The sequence below is a fragment of the Stenotrophomonas pictorum JCM 9942 genome, from assembly GCF_001431585.1.
Classification (GTDB): Bacteria; Pseudomonadota; Gammaproteobacteria; order Xanthomonadales; family Xanthomonadaceae; genus Stenotrophomonas; species Stenotrophomonas pictorum.
In genome coordinates this window covers 1-15392 of the sequence record NZ_LLXS01000001.1, presented here as the reverse complement: position 1 = coordinate 15392, position 15392 = coordinate 1, and the positions used below count along the sequence as shown (strand labels likewise).

Here is a 15392-nt window from a genome sequence, read left to right as displayed (position 1 = left end):
AGCGGGGGATGCTGCTGATGAAGTCCGAACCGGTATCGCTGAAATCCCGGGCGCGCTCTGTCCTGGCAAGTGGCGATGCACCCGCGCCGTTTGGCAAGTCGGTGGCGGTGCTGTTCGTCACCGGCATCTGCGCGGCACTGTGGGCGCCGGCATTGCCGCCGTTTTCCTTGCGGGTGCTGCTGCTGACCAGCGGGCTGGCAAGCTGGCTGCTGGGAGGAAGGTTGCGATGGATCGGGGCCTTGCTTGCGGGTGCCGGCTGGGCCGCGTTGCACGCCGGGTGGGCGTTGACAGGACAATTGCCCGCCGCGCGGGAAGGACAGGTAGCGCAGCTGGTGGGGACCGTCGAGGGGCTGCCCGATGTCGAGGCGCGGCGCACCCGCTTTCTATTGCGTGTGGATGGCGACCCGGGGCAGCCGGTGCCGCTGCGTGGTCGCTTGCTGCAGCTGGCCTGGTATGACGATTTCGACGCCACGGCGGTCGGCCCGCGGCGTGAGCTGCATGCCGGCTCCCGCTGGCGCTTTTCCGCGAAACTCCGGGCGCCGCGCGGGCTGCAGAATCCGGGCGGTTTCGATGCCGAGCGGCATGCACTGGCGCAGCGGATCGCCGCGACCGGAATAGTCGGTGAAGCGGGTGGGCAGGCCCTGGGCGTGCCCCGTGGCCTGGATGCATGGCGCGAGCGTATGGCGCAGCGGATCGACGTCGCCGTCAGTTCGCGTTCTTCGCGCTATGTGCGGGCATTGGCACTGGGGGATACGCGGGGGCTGGATGAGGCGGACTGGCAGGTGTTGCGTGCGACCGGGTTGACCCATCTGATCGCGATCTCCGGTTTCCACGTGGGCATGGTGGCGGGATGCGTGGCCTGGCTGACATGCCTGCTCTGGTGGTGCATGCCGGGGCTGGCGCGGCATATCCCCCGGCCGCAGGCCGCGGCCCTGGCGGCGTTGGGCGGCGCATTCGGCTATGCGGCGATTGCCGGTTTCTCGCTGCCGACTGTACGCACCGTGCTGATGATTGCCGTGGTGGTCGCAGCGCGTCTATGGCGCCGCCCGGCCGGCCTGGGCAGCTGTCTTGCGCTGGCGGCACTTGCCGTTTCCCTGTGGGATCCGCTGTCGATCCTGGCGGCCGGGTTCTGGCTGAGTTTTGCCGGCGTGGCATGGCTGATCTGGTGTCTGCCGGAGCGAACGCACTGGTTCCGTGGATTCTTGTCGGCGCAATGGGTGGCGACGGTCGGCCTGCTGCCGTTGACGGTGATGCTGTTCGGGCAGGCATCGGTGATCGGGCCGATGGCCAATCTGCTGGCGATTCCCTGGTGGACGCTGGTGGTGGTGCCGCTGGCGCTGCTGGGAACCGCAGTGGAAGCCGTGCTGCCCGGCGTCGGCGGATGGCTGTGGCGGGCTTCCGGTGCATGCTTTGATATGAGTTGGCCATTGTTCGGCTGGCTTGCCAAAAGCCGGTTCGCGCTGTGGTGGCTGCCGGAGAGCGGATGGGGGGCGCTGCTGCTGGCGGTGGCGGGAGCGCTGTGGATGCTGCTTCCGAGGGGTGTGCCGGGGAAGTGGATGGCGTGTGTGCTGTGGCTGCCGCTGCTTTGGCCTTCCCGTGGACTGCCGGCTGCCGGCGAGGTCCAGCTGCAGGTACTGGACGTGGGGCAGGGGCTGTCGGTGCTGGTGCGGACCGCCACGCATCAGCTGCTGTACGACGCCGGGCCGGCTGTCCGGGATGGGTTCGATGCCGGGGAGCGGGTTGTGGTGCCCGCGCTGCGCGCGCAGGGGATCGGGCATCTGGATGCCATCGTGATCAGCCATGGCGATGCCGATCATGCCGGGGGTGCCGACGCGGTTCGCGCCGGAGTGCCGGCGGCACGCTGGCAGGCGCCGCCGGGCCTGAGCCTGGCGGCGGCCACTCCCTGCGTGGCCGGGCAGCGCTGGCGGTGGGATGGCGTGGAATTCCAGTTCCTGCATCCCACACCGGGGTTTCCCTATCTGGGGAACGAGTCCAGCTGTGTGCTGCGTGTGGCATCACCCCATGGCACGGTACTGCTGACCGGGGATATCGGCGAGGTGATCGAGCAGGGGCTGGTGAAGCGCAGCCGGGCGCTGCTGAAGGCCGATGTCGTGGTGGCCCCGCACCATGGCAGTGGCGGATCCTCGCGCCCGGATTTTGTCGCCGCCATCCGGCCCCGGCTGGTGGTGGTCTCTACCGGGCATGGCAACCGCTTTGGCCATCCGCGCGCGGACGTTGTCCGGCGCTGGCAGCACGCGGGGGCCGAAGTGCTGAATACCGCAACCAGTGGCGCGGTCAGCGTCTGGCTGGGTGGTCAGGATCTGCAGGTGCGTGAACGCCGGATCTGGCGCTCGCATGTATGGGATGCAGCGGAGCGGGCCCGGGCGGCTGCTATCCTATCGCCGATCGAACAGATGGCCGCAGTGCCAGAGGGTTGAAACGTGTGGGAACTGGTCAAGGCGGGCGGCTGGCCGATGGTGCCGCTGCTGTTGTTGGGCGTACTGGCTTTGGCGATTGTCCTGGAGCGTTTCTGGACACTGCGGCGTAACGAAGTGCTGCCGCCGGGGTTGGGGCAGGAAGTCCGCAACTGGGCCGCACGGGGCAAGCTCGATGCCTCGCATATCGAATCCCTGCGTGCCAATTCTCCCCTGGGGGCGTTGCTGGCGGCGGCATTGGAAGCGCGCAACCGGCCGCGCGACCAGATCCGCGAGCGAATCGAAGACACCGGTCGCCATCTGGTTCACCGCATGGGCCGTTTCCTCAATGCGCTGGGCACCATCGCTTCGGCGGGCCCGTTGCTGGGCTTGCTGGGTACCGTGGTCGGCATGATCCAGATGTTCCTGGGGATACTGGACCATGGTGTGGGCGATGTGAATCAGCTGGCTGGCGGTATCGGCAAGGCGCTGGTGTGCACGGCCACGGGCATGATGGTGGCGATTCCGGCGTTGATGTTCCATCGCTATTTCCGCGGGGTCATCGACGGCTATGTGATCGAAATGGAGCAGGAAGCCGGTGCCCTGCTGGATTCGCTCGATGGCCGTCCGGCGGTGCTGGCGGCCAACAAGGCCACCGGTGTCCAGCGTCCGGCTGCGATGGAAAAGGCCTGAGCCGTGCGTATCCGTGACAACCGCTTGCAGGATGAGCCGCAGATCGATTTGGTTCCGCTGATCGATGTGATTCTGGTGCTGATCATCTTCTTCGTGGTCACCACCACGTTCGATGCGCGCTCCACCTTGCAGCTGCAGTTGCCCACTGCCAGCGACCAGAACAACCCCGAGCCGCCCCGCTCGCTGAGCGTGCTGGTCAATGCCGATGGCCGTTATTTCATCAATGACCAGGAAGTGCTGCGCACCGACATCGAGTCGTTGAAGCAGACCATCGGTCAACTGGCCGGTGCTGATCGCGAGCAGACGGTGCTGCTGCGCGCCGACGCCCGCACACCTTATCAAGCCGTGGTCACCGCGCAGGACGCACTGGGCCAGTTGGGCTTCCGCCGCATCGCCATCGCCACTGCACCGGAAGCCAGGCAATGAGCGTACTGGCCAGCCCATGGCAGACCTACAAGCGCCTGCTCGGCTTTGCCAGGCCCTACCGGGTGCTGCTGCTCATGGCCTTGGCGGGCATGCTGATCGAAGCGGCCGCCGGCATGGGCTTTCTGGCGTTGATGAGCCCGATCACCGACAACCTGGTGAATCCGGAGGACATCAATCCATGGATGCCCTTGGCGATCATCGGCCTGTTTCTGCTGCGGGGTGTGGCCGGTTACCTGACCGACATCGGCATGGGCAAGGCCGCGCGCAGCATTGCGCGGGACCTGCGGGTGCGGGTGCTGGGCAAGTATCTGCGGCTTCCCGGCCAGCGCTTTGATGCCGAGCCGGTTCCATCGATGCTGGTGCGATTGGGCTCGGACAGTGACCAGGTCGCGCAGGCCGCCATTGATGCGATGAAGGTGGTATTGCAGCAGTCGCTGCAGGCACTGGGTTCGCTGGCGATGATGTTCTATTACAGCTGGCAGGTGACGCTGGCCATCTTCGTGCTGGCCCCGCCGCTGGCATGGGTGATGAACAAGGTGGCCAAGCGCTACCGCCGTATCAGCCACCGGATCCAGGAAAGCAGTGCCGAACTGTTGCAGGCGGCCGACCAGACCTTGTCCAGTCAGCAGGAAGTGAAGATCTACGGTGCCCAGCCCCGTGAGATGGCGCGTTATTCCGGCCTTGCCAACACCAATCTGCGACTGGCGATGAAGGTGGAGGCGACGCGCAGTATTTCTTCGGGGATGGTGCAGCTGATCGGTGCCATCGGTCTGGCCGCGCTGCTGTTTATCGCCGGTCACGAAGCCGCGGCAGGGCGGCTGACCGTGGGAGATTTTGTCGCCTTGATGATGGCGATGCTGACCATCATTCCAGCGCTCAAGCAGTTGACCAATGTGCAGAACATGACCCAGCGTGGCATTGCTTCCGCACAGCGTCTTTTCACGGTGCTGGATGCGGCCGACGAGACGGACACCGGGAGCGTGCCTTTGACGCGTGCACGGGGAGAGCTGGAATTCCGGCATGTCAGCGCCCGTTACGAAGGCCAGACCAAGCCCGCGCTGGAAGACATAAGCTTCATCGCCAGGCCCGGTACGGTGACGGCCATCGTCGGCCGTTCCGGCAGCGGCAAGTCGACGTTGATCAAGTTGATTCCACGTTTCTACGAGATCGAAAGTGGGCAGATCCTGCTCGACGGGCATCCGCTGCAGGACTACAGGTTGGCCGACCTGCGTCGTCAGATCGCACTGGTCGGACAGCATGTGACGCTGTTCAACGGCAGCGTCGCCGAGAATGTGGCGTATGGCGAGCTGGCCTCCAGTAGTGATGAACAGCTGGAACGGGCCATTGCCGGTGCCAATGCGCGGGAGTTCGTCGGACAGATGCCGATGGGTGTGGACGAGCAGGTTGGGGCGAAGGGCGGCAAGCTTTCCGGCGGCCAGCGCCAGCGTCTGGCCATCGCCCGCGCGATGCTCAAGGATGCGCCGATCCTGATCCTGGATGAAGCCACCGCCGCGCTGGACAACGAGTCCGAGCGTCTGGTGCAGGATGCGCTGCAGAAACTGATGCCTGATCGCACCACGCTGGTCATCGCCCATCGCCTTTCGACCATCGAACACGCCGACCAGGTGCTGGTGATGGACCAGGGGCGCATTGTGGAGCGCGGCACCCATGCCGAACTGATGGCGCACGGCGGCCTGTATGAGCACCTGCACCGTATGCAGTTCCGGGAGAGCCAGGGCTGATGGCACGGCAAGGTCCACAGACACCGGCGTACTGGTACGACGGTGGCCAGGTGCCGGCGGTCGCGAAAGTGCTGGCGCCGCTGTATGGCGCCGTTTCCGGCCTGCGTCGCTGGTTGTATCGCCGGGGGGTTCTGCGCAGCCGGCAGGTGCCGGTACCGGTGATCGTGGTGGGGAACATCACCGCCGGCGGTACGGGCAAGACGCCATTGACCATCGAACTGGTCACGCGCCTGCGCGAAGCCGGCTGGAAACCGGGTGTCGCCAGTCGCGGCTATGGCCGTGATGAGGCCGATACGGCGCGATGGGTCACTCCGGAGATGCCGCCGGGCCTGGCGGGCGATGAACCCCTGCTCATCGCATGGAAAACCGGGGTGCCGGTACGCGTGGACAAGGATCGCGTCGCCGCCGCCAAGGCCCTGCTGGGCGCCGGGTGCGACGTGGTCGTCTGCGATGACGGATTGCAGCATTATCGTCTGGCGCGCGATATCGAGATCGAAGTGGTTGATGCGCAGCGTCGTTACGGCAACGGCCGCCTGTTGCCGGCCGGTCCGTTGCGTGAGCCTGTGGCACGCGCCGCTGCCTGCGATTTCCGCGTGGTCAATCTGGGGCAGGCCAGCGATTCGGCAGGTGGAGCGCCGGCATCGGGCTTTGGCGAATGGGCCATGCGTCTTCGAATCGATTCGGCGCGGCCGCTCAACGGCGGGCGTGTGCGCAGCTTGCACAGTTTTGCTGGACAGCGCGTGCATGCCGTGGCGGGAATCGCGCATCCACAGCGCTTCTTCCAGATGCTGCGCGCCCGGGGCATCGGCGTGGTGCCGCATGCGTTCGCCGATCATCACCGCTATCGGCCCGAAGACCTCTCATTCGGTAGCGAGTTGCCGGTACTGATGACCGAGAAAGACGCGGTGAAGTGCCAGGCGTTCGCCAATGACTGGCATTTTGTAGTGCCGTTGCAGGCCGAGCTGCCTGCTGCCTTCTGGGTGGCCTTGCTGGACCGGCTGGTCAAGCTGGCGCGTGGTTGAAAGACTGGATCATTTGATGCCTTCCACTTCCCTGATCCGGGAGCGGATGGACAGGGCGGAATACAGGCAGCTGTTGCCGGTCAAGGAGTGAATATGGGCTCGATTCCCGATTTCGTTGTCGCCATACCGGCGCGTTTTGCCTCCACGCGCCTGCCCGGCAAGCCGCTGGCGCTGCTGGCCGGCGAGCCGATGGTGTTGCATGTCGCCAAACGTGCGCTGGATGCCGGTGCGCGCGAGGTGTGGGTCGCCACGGATGATGCGCGTATCGCCACCGCGCTCGACGGGCTGGAAGGGATCCGTGTGGCGATGACGGATACCGCGCATGCTTCCGGAACGGACCGTCTGGCCGAATGCGCGCGCCATGCCGGCTGGCACGACGATGTGATCGTGGTGAATCTGCAGGGGGACGAGCCGTTCGCGCCCGCCGCCGGCATCCGTGCAGTTGCCGAGGCAGTGGCGCAAAGTGGCGCCCCCATGTCCACCCTGGCTGCGCCGGTGGAAGATGCTCCCACCTTGTTCGATCCCAATGTGGTGAAGCTGGTCCGCACCGCCGACGGTGACGCCCTGTATTTCAGCCGGGCGCCGATCCCGTGGCATCGCGATGCCTTTGCGCAGTCAAAGGACGTTCTGCCTGCCGGGCAATGGCTCCGCCATATCGGCATCTACGGCTATCGCGCGGGTTTCCTGCGCCAGTTCGCGGCGATGCCGCCGGGCGTGCTGGAGCAGGTCGAATCACTGGAGCAACTGCGTGCACTTGAAGCCGGGTTCCGTATCTCGGTCTCGCTGTCGCCGGCACCGTTTCCGCCGGGTATCGATACCCCCGAAGATCTGGAGAGGGCCGAGGCGATGATGAGGGCAGGCGGGTGAGGCTGCTGGTGGTTTGCCTGGGAAATATCTGCCGTTCACCGATGGGCGAGGGCGCCCTGCGGCGGCGGATCGCCCAATCCCCGTTGACCGGGAGGGTCGAGCTGGATTCGGCCGGAACCTCCGATTGGCACATCGGCCGCGCACCGGATCCGCGTGCGATTGCCTGCGCACGCGGACATGGCGTGGATATCGGCGGATTGAAGGCCCGACAGCTGCTGCGCGAGGATTTCGATCGCTTTGACCTGATCCTGTGCGCCGATCAGGGCAACCTGGAAGATGCGCGGGCGCTGGCGCCCGCCGGTGCGGCGCACAAGGCGGTGCTGTGGCTGCCGTGGGCCGGGATGCCCGGGGAAGCCGTGCCAGACCCCTATTACGGCGATGGGCGGGATTTCGAACACAGCTGGGCGCTGGTGGACGCGGCGGCGCAGGCGACCGTGCGCCGCCTGTCAGCGGCAGCCGACTCCGGCATAATCGGCCCATGAACGTTCAGCTTGCTATGGAGCTTCCCAAGTCCGGCATCTGGCTCAATGCCGCGCCGTCGACCCTGCAGGACTATCGCGGAAGGCCGCTGGTGCTGGCCTTCGTCAATGGTGCCTCGGTGTGGTGTGCGCAACGGCTGGCCGAGATCGCGCAGTGGCAGGCACGCAACCCCGGGCGTATCCAGCTGCTGGTGGTGCAGGTGCCGCGCTTTGATTTCGAGCGCGAACCGCAGCCGGCTTTGAAGCTGTTGCGGCGCCATGGTGTCAGTGCGCCGGTCATCCTGGATGCGCAGTGGGAGACCTGGCGCAGGTTCGGTATCGAAAGCTGGCCCACGCTGGTGCTGATTGATGCGCAGGGGCAGGAGCGCGAGCGCATCGTCGGCGGTGGGGCTGATCTGGAGCGCATGCTGAATGGTCTGTGCGATGGGTTGATGCGTCCGTTGGACGGGGATACCAGCGACGGGCGCGAGATCAATGCCGAGCCGATGCTGCCGCTGCGCTTTCCGGCGGGGCTGCTGGCAACGGAGGATCGGCTGTACGTGGCAGACACCGGCCATCACCGCATCCTCGAGTGTGCCCACAGCGGACGTGTGCTGCGCCAGTTCGGCGTTGGTACCGCTGACATGATCAATGGCGCAGCTGCCGAGGCCGCGTTCAACCGTCCGCATGGCATGGCGCTGGTGCGTGACGTGCTCTACGTCGCCGACACCGGCAATCATGCGCTGCGCCGTATCCACCTGCTTTCCGGGCAGGTGGAAACCCTGTGTGGCACCGGGCGTGCCGGCGATCCGGTGGAAGGCATCCTCGCCCAGCCCTGGGACAGTCCGCTGAACCATCCGATGGATGTGGCCGTTGCAGACAACCAGTTGCATATCGCCATGGCCGGTGACAACCACATCTGGAGTTATGACCTCGGCAGTCGCGCGCTTCGCTGGCGGGCCGGTGCCGGTTCTGCGGAAGTCCGTGATGGCAGCGGCCATCTGGCCGCATTCGCGCAGCCATGCGCACTGGTGGCCGTGCAGCAGGTCATGTACGTCTGTGACGCGCTGGGCTCGGCGATCCGCTCGGTACAGTTGCGTGGCGATCTGGTGCAAACCTTGATCGGTAAAGGCGTCTGGGAGTTTGGCAGCGAGGATGGCGTTCGCGCGCAGGCACAGCTGCAGTATCCCCAAGGCTTGGCGATGGGGGCTGATTCCCCGCTGCTGTGGATTGCCGATGCCGGCAACGGCACCCTGCGGACTCTGCGGTTGGGCGGGGGTGTTCTTTCCACGGTCAACCTTCCCCGACGATTGCATGGCCCGTGCGCGCTGGCGGTCGCCGCCGGCGTGGTCTGGATTGCTGAAACCGATGCGCACGCGATTTTGCGATTCGACCCGGTCAGCGGCGAATTGAGTGACGTGCCGATAGACGGATGAGTGGCAAGAGCTCCAGTGAATTTGACGGCAAGGCCTTCGCGGCGGGATTGAGTACGGCGCCCGGGGTTTACCGCATGTATGCGGCCGACGATACCTTGCTGTATGTCGGCAAGGCCGGTGCGTTGCGCAAGCGGGTGGGCAGCTATTTCAACGGTTCGCCCAAAAGCCGGCGGATCATGATGATGCTGTCACAGGTGGCGCGGATGGATGTCACCGTCACGCGTACCGAGGCGGAGGCGTTGCTGCTCGAGAACCAGCTGATCAAGTCGCTGGCGCCGCGCTACAACGTGTCCCTGCGCGATGACAAGACCTATCCCCAGGTGCTGCTCACGCGGGAAGCTTGGCCGCGTATCGCGCTGCACCGCGGGCCGCGCGCGGTTCCGGGCAGGTACTTCGGCCCCTATCCGGGCGTAGGCGCGGTGCGTGAAACCTTGAATCTGATGCACAAGCTGTTCCGCTTGCGCAGCTGCGAGGACAGCGTCTTCCGCAACCGTTCGCGTCCGTGCCTGCAGTATCAGATCGGACGCTGCAGTGCGCCGTGTGTGGAGCTGGTGGCGCCGCAGGAATATGCCGAATCCGTTCACCGGGCCGCGCTGTTCCTGGAAGGAAAGAGCGACCTGCTCGCGCAGGAACTTGGCCAGCAGATGCAGGAAGCCAGTGATGCCCTGGAGTTCGAGCGTGCCGCGCGTCTGCGCGATCTGATCACCTCCCTGCGCAGCATGCAGAATCGCCAGTACGTCGATGGACGGGCCGCGGATCTGGATGTGCTGGCATGTGCCATGCAGGGAGCCAGTGCATGCGTGATGCTGCTGTCCTTCCGCGATGGCCGCAATCTGGGGACACGTGCATTTTTTCCGCGGACCAATGGCGAAGACAGTGCTGAAGAAGTGCTGGCGGCATTTGTTTCGCAGTACTACGGTGAGCATGCGCCGCCAGCGGAGATTCTCCTGGATCGCGAGATCCCGGATGTGGACGTGATCGAGCTTGCCCTGAGCGAGGCCGCCGAGCACAAGGTCGCGTTGAAGTGGAATGTGCGCGGTGAGCGCGCCGGTTACGTTGAACTGGCCAGTCGCAACGCGCAGATCACACTGGTGAGCGAGCTCGACAGTCGTGGCGCGCAGCAAGCGCGCAGCGACGCGTTGCGTGACCTGCTTGGCCTGGCCGAGCCGGTCAAGCGCGTGGAATGTTTCGACATCAGTCACACCATGGGCGAGGCGACCGTCGCCTCCTGCGTGGTGTTCGATGCGGCAGGGCCGGTCCGGGCGCAGTACCGGCGTTTCAATATCAGCGGGATCGAGCCGGGCGACGACTACGCAGCCATGCATCAGGCCATCGAACGTAGATTCCGTCGCGCGGTCGAGGAGGGAGGGGCGCTGCCGGATATCCTGTTGATCGACGGTGGCGCCGGACAGCTTGCGCAAGCCGCTGCTGCCTTGGCCGATCTCGGAGTTGAAGGGGTGATGCTGGTGGGTGTCGCCAAGGGCGTTGAACGCCGCGCGGGCGACGAGACGCTGGTGTTGCCCGACGGGCGTGAGCTCCGTCCCGGCGCGGCTTCACCCGCGCTCCAGTTCATCCAGCAGGTTCGTGACGAAGCGCACCGGTTTGCGATCACCGGACACCGCGGTCGCAGGCAGAAGGCGCGTATGACCAGCAAACTGGAAGATATTCCGGGCATTGGTCCTCGCCGCAGAGCCAGCTTGCTGAAACATTTTGGTGGCCTGGCCGGGCTCAAGGCTGCCGGCGAGGCGGAGATCGCGCGCGTGGATGGCATCAACGCGGCCCTCGCGGCGCGGATCTACGCTAACCTTCATGGACTGTCGATTCCGGATGCGGCAGCGGAGTAGCGTTTTAATGAATTTGACTGTCCCCACCTGGCTGACGTTGCTGCGGATCCTGATGATCCCGGTGCTGGTGCTGGTGTTCTACCTGCCCTATGCCTGGACCAACTTCGCCTCCGCGGCGATTTTCGGTCTGGCGGCGATCACCGACTGGCTTGATGGCTGGGTGGCGCGCCGCTACCAGATGCATTCGGCCTTTGGTGCCTTTCTGGATCCGGTTGCAGACAAGCTGATGGTGGCAGTGGCGCTGTTCCTGATTGTGCAGGGACATCCCACCCCATGGATGGCGTTCTGGGCGGCGGTGATCGTCGGACGTGAGATCGCAGTGTCGGCGCTGCGCGAATGGATGGCTGAGATCGGCCAGCGCGCCAAGGTGCGTGTGGCGATGATCGGCAAGGTCAAAACCACCGCGCAGATGGTCGCGCTGCTGTGTCTGTTGTATTCGGTTTCACCCAATACTCCAGCCGCTGACATCTGGATGGGAGTGCCGGTTTTCCATATGGGCGACTGGATGCTGGCGATCGCCGCACTGCTGACCTTGATCTCCGGTGCGCAATATCTGATGGCGGCGTGGCCGAGCCTGCGCGAAGAGGAAAAAGCCGCGCGGCAGAAGATCAAAAAAAGTTGAAGGGGCTGTTGACAGGTGGGTGAATGCCTGTAGAATTTCGCCTCCCAAGCGGGAATAGCTCAGTTGGTAGAGCGCAACCTTGCCAAGGTTGAGGTCGCGAGTTCGAGTCTCGTTTCCCGCTCCAGTTTGGGTGTGAATTGGATCCCGCCAAGCGGGAATAGCTCAGTTGGTAGAGCGCAACCTTGCCAAGGTTGAGGTCGCGAGTTCGAGTCTCGTTTCCCGCTCCAGTTCATGGTGAAGCCGCTGCTGTAAAGGTGGTTTCATCCTGGAAATCCACGCCGGCAACGACATGGGTTTTCATGAGGCGCGTTGAAAACACGTCCCTCGAGATGTGAAGAAATTTGTTAAAAGTGCTGGCGCATTGTTTCGGAAGACTGTAGAATGCGTTGCATCAAACGCGGGAATAGCTCAGTTGGTAGAGCGCAACCTTGCCAAGGTTGAGGTCGCGAGTTCGAGTCTCGTTTCCCGCTCCAAATTCGGAAAAGGCCCCGTAAAAGGGGTTTTTTCATATCGGGAATGAATCCCCCGGCGTTTCAGATTTTGGCCTGGTAGCAGAGTGGTTATGCAGCGGATTGCAAATCCGCGTACGCCGGTTCGATTCCGACCCAGGCCTCCAATTGAAAAAATGCAAAATTTTGGCCCGCGCAAGCGGGCCTTTTGTTTTGCATGATTTTTGAAGCGGGTTTGTAGTTCCTGGCGTGAAGCCTGCCTCAAGTCAAGGTGCTGGCGGTGAGGACTGCCGCCGCGAAGCAGATCAGCATTGCGCCGGCAAAAACCAGCGGCTTGATGCGCAATGATTTTTTTTCATCTGTCTGGCCCGCTGCGATATGGGTTCGGCGTATCAGGCCTGCGGGGAATCGGTGCCGGACCATGCTGCTGTCGCAGGCATCGACGCAGGCAGCGCATTCAATGCAGTTGCTGGAGTGTCCGGTCCGGATATCCAGGCCGATCGGACAGGCGCCGACGCACGCACCGCAGTCGATGCAATCCCCCAGGTGCGCCGGAGCGAACTTGGGCAGGGCCCCGGCGATTTCCGGATGGGCGGCGCGAAAGGCGTAGTCACGCGCAGTCTCGGGATCCAGCAGGCCTCTGGGGCGATTCAGGACGCTTTCACTGTGGCCGCTGCGCATACCGCGGGGCTCGCCGCGTGCGGCGTCGTATTGGATGGATGGCGTGCGGCTGTCGGTGATCAGGTGTTGCACGCGGTTGTAGGGGCATAGATACGTGCATACCTGCTCATGCAGGTACAGCACATTGGCCCAGGTGGCCAGCGCATAGAAGCTGATCCAGAAAATCTCCCAGCCGTTGAGGGAGAAACCCGCCAGGTTGCGAGCCAGATCCGCGATCGGCGTGAAGTAGCCGACGAAGGTGACGCCGGTCCACAGTGCGATGCCTGCCCAGCTGGCGTGGCGGATCGCCACTCCGAATGAGGTGTAGGGGGCGGGCAGTGTTGTCAGTCGGGCCAAGTTGCGGAACAGGCGGGTCAGCACGCTTTGCGGGCAGGCATAGCCACACCAGATGCGGCCATAAAGGTTTGTCACCAGGAAAAGTGCGGCGATCAGTGCCAAGGCGATCCAGAGCAGCAGGACGGATTGCTCTGGTTGCATGGACAGGCCGAAGGCATGGAACTGGCGAGTGCCGATATCAAGCAGAAATCCCGGCTTGCCGTTCCAGGTCAGCCAAGGTATCGCGTAGAAGGCGCCGAGCATGATCGCCATCGCGGCGGCCCGGGTGCAGCTGCGGCTGGTCAAAGGCAAGGCCGGACAGGCGCCTGTCATTCAAAGATCTCCGGGGCTTCGCGGGAGGGGCGCAGTAGCAAGGCGGTGACGCTGCAGGCGCACAGCGTGCCCAGCCAGAACGCGAAGAAGCCCAGCGAATAGCCCAGTTCGCGACTGATGGAGAGCGCGGGAAAGCTGATCCGCTGCAGTTCAACCGGATCCACGCGTGCGAACAGCACCGCCGACATCGCTGCGGCGGTGAAGAAGCTGGGCCACAGTACGGCACCGAGCAGTTGGAGCAGCGGTCGTGGTTCGGTCGGTGCGGGCTTGTCGGGAGCGGTCATCGCGGAATCCAAGTGGGCCGTATTGAGAGAGCACGACGCCGGGTTGCACGCAGGGCAATGCCTGAATGCACGCGGGGCGCCAATGTGCAAGGCTAGGTGGCGCCCGTCGTGCGGTCCTTGATCCTGATCAAGTGGATACCATCGGAGGGCGGTTGTAGGGAAAGGAGAACGGCGGTGAAGCCTGAAGTGAATGTGTGCACCGAACAGGAGGTGGAAGCGCTGGTGCGGCGCTTCTATGCGCGCGTGCGCGAAGACGAGGTGCTTGGCCCGATTTTCGAGGCGCGGGTACATGACTGGCAGTCGCACCTGCTGTTGCTGATCGATTTCTGGTCGACGATGTTGCGCGGCACATCCCGCTTCAGCGGGGCACCGATGCCCAAGCATCTGGCGATACCGGGGCTGCAGTGGTCGATGTTCCAGCGTTGGCTGGAGCTGTTCGGGCAGACCACCGCGGAGCTTGGCAACCCGCAGATGAAGCAGCTGGCAGATGCCGCGGCGCAACGGGTTGCCACTGCCATCTGGCGCCGCTACAGCGCACCGGCCTTCCCGGTTCTTTGAATCAGGCGTACATGACACATCCGGACGGCGGTTGACCGGACCACTGGCTGAATGGATGGGCGCGCCTTTTTGACGCGGGCGGGCACGATTGATCCAGCTCAAGGCAGCGATGGCGGGACTGGGGCACGCTGGCTCCATGGACATGCAACCTGTACCGCTGAACCCGCTGGGCTGGACGTTTGATCCGGAGCTGCTGCGCCGCCATGACCGCCCGGGGCCGCGCTATACCTCGTATCCCACCGCGCCACATTTCCATGACGGTTACGGCGAGGCGCAGTTCCGCGCGGCGATTGCGCGTAGCAATGCGTCCGGGCGGCATTTGTCGCTGTATGTGCATGTTCCTTACTGCACCAGCCCCTGCTTCTACTGCGGCTGCAACCGGGTCATCAGCCGTGACCGGAGCAAGGGGGAGGCGTATGTCGAGCGGGTGCTGCTGGAAGCCGATCGCGTCGCGCCATTGTTCGCGCCTGGGCGCGATGTCATCCAGCTGCACCTGGGCGGCGGCACGCCCAATTTCCTGGAGCCTGCGCAGCTGGAGCGGCTGATCGACGGATTGGGACAGCGCTTTGACTTCAGTACCCGCGCCGCGCGGGATTTCTCCATCGAGCTGGACCCGCGCTCGGTCAGTGCCGACGACATCGGGCGCCTGGCCCGGTTGGGTTTCAACCGCGCCAGTCTTGGCGTGCAGGACTTCGATCCGGCGGTGCAGCAGGCGATCAATCGCGAACAGGGTGTGGCCGAGACATTGGCGATCATCGATGCCTGTCGCGCATCGGGCATGCGCTCGGTGAATGTGGATCTGATCTACGGCTTGCCGCGACAGACCCTGGAGGGCTTCGGCCGCACGCTGGACACCGTGCTGCAGGCAAGGCCGGACCGGCTGGCGATCTACGGCTACGCGCATCTGCCGCACATGTTCAAGGCTCAACGGCAGATCGCCGATGGCGACCTGCCGGGGCCCGAGCAGAAGCTGGCCTTGCTGGGACTTGCAGTGGAGCGGCTGTCGGCGGCGGGCTACCAGTACATCGGCATGGATCACTTCGCATTGCCCGAAGAAGATCTTTCACGGGCGCAGCGCGAAGGTTCGCTGCATCGCAACTTCATGGGTTATACCACCCATGCCGACACCGATCTGATCGGATTGGGCGTCAGCGCGATCAGTCGCATCGATACCGGCTACAGCCAGAATCCCCGGGAATTGAAAGACTGGCAGGCGCGTATCGATGCCGGGGTAATCCCCCCATTAAC

The 15392-nt window shown here is 64.4% G+C and carries 13 protein-coding genes, 4 tRNA genes and 1 pseudogene; 16 read left to right on the top strand and 2 right to left on the bottom strand.

The window, feature by feature from the left end:
* The first annotated feature begins 17 nt into the window (after positions 1-17).
* The 14 genes and pseudogenes from ARC78_RS00090 (at position 18) to ARC78_RS00025 (ending at position 12140) form a co-directional block, all read left to right on the top strand.
* Positions 18-2548, top strand: a pseudogene (locus ARC78_RS00090) (DNA internalization-related competence protein ComEC/Rec2).
* Positions 2442-3107 carry a MotA/TolQ/ExbB proton channel family protein gene (locus ARC78_RS00085; protein ID WP_054659409.1) on the top strand — a complete coding sequence of 222 codons (666 nt, stop codon included), beginning with the start codon at positions 2442-2444 and terminating at the stop codon, positions 3105-3107. The pseudogene ARC78_RS00090 and the gene ARC78_RS00085 overlap by 107 nt, the downstream one beginning before the upstream one ends.
* A gap of 3 nt (positions 3108-3110) precedes the next feature.
* On the top strand, positions 3111-3533 hold the full coding sequence (locus ARC78_RS00080; protein WP_054659411.1) for an ExbD/TolR family protein: 423 nt from the start codon (positions 3111-3113) through the stop codon (positions 3531-3533).
* A complete protein-coding gene (msbA, locus tag ARC78_RS00075; protein ID WP_057505466.1) occupies positions 3530-5275 on the top strand; it encodes a lipid A export permease/ATP-binding protein MsbA in 1746 nt (581 codons plus the stop codon). The genes ARC78_RS00080 and msbA overlap by 4 nt, the downstream gene beginning before the upstream one ends.
* Positions 5275-6297, top strand: coding sequence for a tetraacyldisaccharide 4'-kinase (lpxK, locus tag ARC78_RS00070; protein ID WP_054659413.1), 1023 nt, complete (start codon positions 5275-5277; stop codon positions 6295-6297). Before msbA ends, lpxK begins: the two co-directional genes overlap by 1 nt.
* Before the next feature lie 102 nt (positions 6298-6399).
* Positions 6400-7164 carry a 3-deoxy-manno-octulosonate cytidylyltransferase gene (gene kdsB / locus ARC78_RS00065; RefSeq protein ID WP_054659415.1) on the top strand — a complete coding sequence of 255 codons (765 nt, stop codon included), beginning with the start codon at positions 6400-6402 and terminating at the stop codon, positions 7162-7164.
* A complete protein-coding gene (locus tag ARC78_RS00060; protein WP_057505465.1) occupies positions 7161-7646 on the top strand; it encodes a low molecular weight protein-tyrosine-phosphatase in 486 nt (161 codons plus the stop codon). The genes kdsB and ARC78_RS00060 overlap by 4 nt, the downstream gene beginning before the upstream one ends.
* Positions 7643-9058, top strand: coding sequence for a hypothetical protein (locus ARC78_RS00055; RefSeq protein WP_054658883.1), 1416 nt, complete (start codon positions 7643-7645; stop codon positions 9056-9058). Before ARC78_RS00060 ends, ARC78_RS00055 begins: the two co-directional genes overlap by 4 nt.
* On the top strand, positions 9055-10902 hold the full coding sequence (uvrC, locus tag ARC78_RS00050) for an excinuclease ABC subunit UvrC (RefSeq protein ID WP_054658884.1): 1848 nt from the start codon (positions 9055-9057) through the stop codon (positions 10900-10902). The genes ARC78_RS00055 and uvrC overlap by 4 nt, the downstream gene beginning before the upstream one ends.
* Positions 10903-10909: 7 nt before the next feature.
* Positions 10910-11524: a CDP-diacylglycerol--glycerol-3-phosphate 3-phosphatidyltransferase gene (gene pgsA, locus ARC78_RS00045; protein ID WP_054658885.1), complete on the top strand. Its 615-nt coding sequence runs from the start codon at positions 10910-10912 to the stop codon at positions 11522-11524.
* 48 nt (positions 11525-11572) lie between these two features.
* A tRNA-Gly gene (locus ARC78_RS00040) sits at positions 11573-11648 on the top strand.
* Positions 11649-11675: 27 nt separating this feature from the next.
* Positions 11676-11751, top strand: a tRNA-Gly gene (locus ARC78_RS00035).
* Between the two features lie 170 nt (positions 11752-11921).
* A tRNA-Gly gene (locus ARC78_RS00030) sits at positions 11922-11997 on the top strand.
* A gap of 69 nt (positions 11998-12066) precedes the next feature.
* Positions 12067-12140 (top strand) — tRNA-Cys (locus ARC78_RS00025).
* Positions 12141-12234: 94 nt separating this feature from the next.
* On the opposite strand, the gene ARC78_RS00020 is transcribed toward ARC78_RS00025, so the two are convergent.
* Both ARC78_RS00020 and ARC78_RS00015 read right to left on the bottom strand, forming a co-directional pair.
* Positions 12235-13302, bottom strand: coding sequence for a 4Fe-4S dicluster domain-containing protein (locus tag ARC78_RS00020; protein ID WP_054658886.1), 1068 nt, complete (start codon positions 13300-13302; stop codon positions 12235-12237).
* Positions 13299-13586: a hypothetical protein gene (locus ARC78_RS00015; RefSeq protein WP_054658888.1), complete on the bottom strand. Its 288-nt coding sequence runs from the start codon at positions 13584-13586 to the stop codon at positions 13299-13301. Before ARC78_RS00015 ends, ARC78_RS00020 begins: the two co-directional genes overlap by 4 nt.
* Positions 13587-13760: 174 nt before the next feature.
* On the opposite strand from ARC78_RS00015, the gene ARC78_RS00010 reads away from it, so the two are divergent.
* On the top strand, positions 13761-14144 hold the full coding sequence (locus ARC78_RS00010; RefSeq protein WP_057505464.1) for a group III truncated hemoglobin: 384 nt from the start codon (positions 13761-13763) through the stop codon (positions 14142-14144).
* Between the two features lie 136 nt (positions 14145-14280).
* Positions 14281-15392: oxygen-independent coproporphyrinogen III oxidase (gene hemN / locus ARC78_RS00005; protein ID WP_057505463.1), on the top strand; the 1112-nt coding region annotated here is incomplete at its 3' end.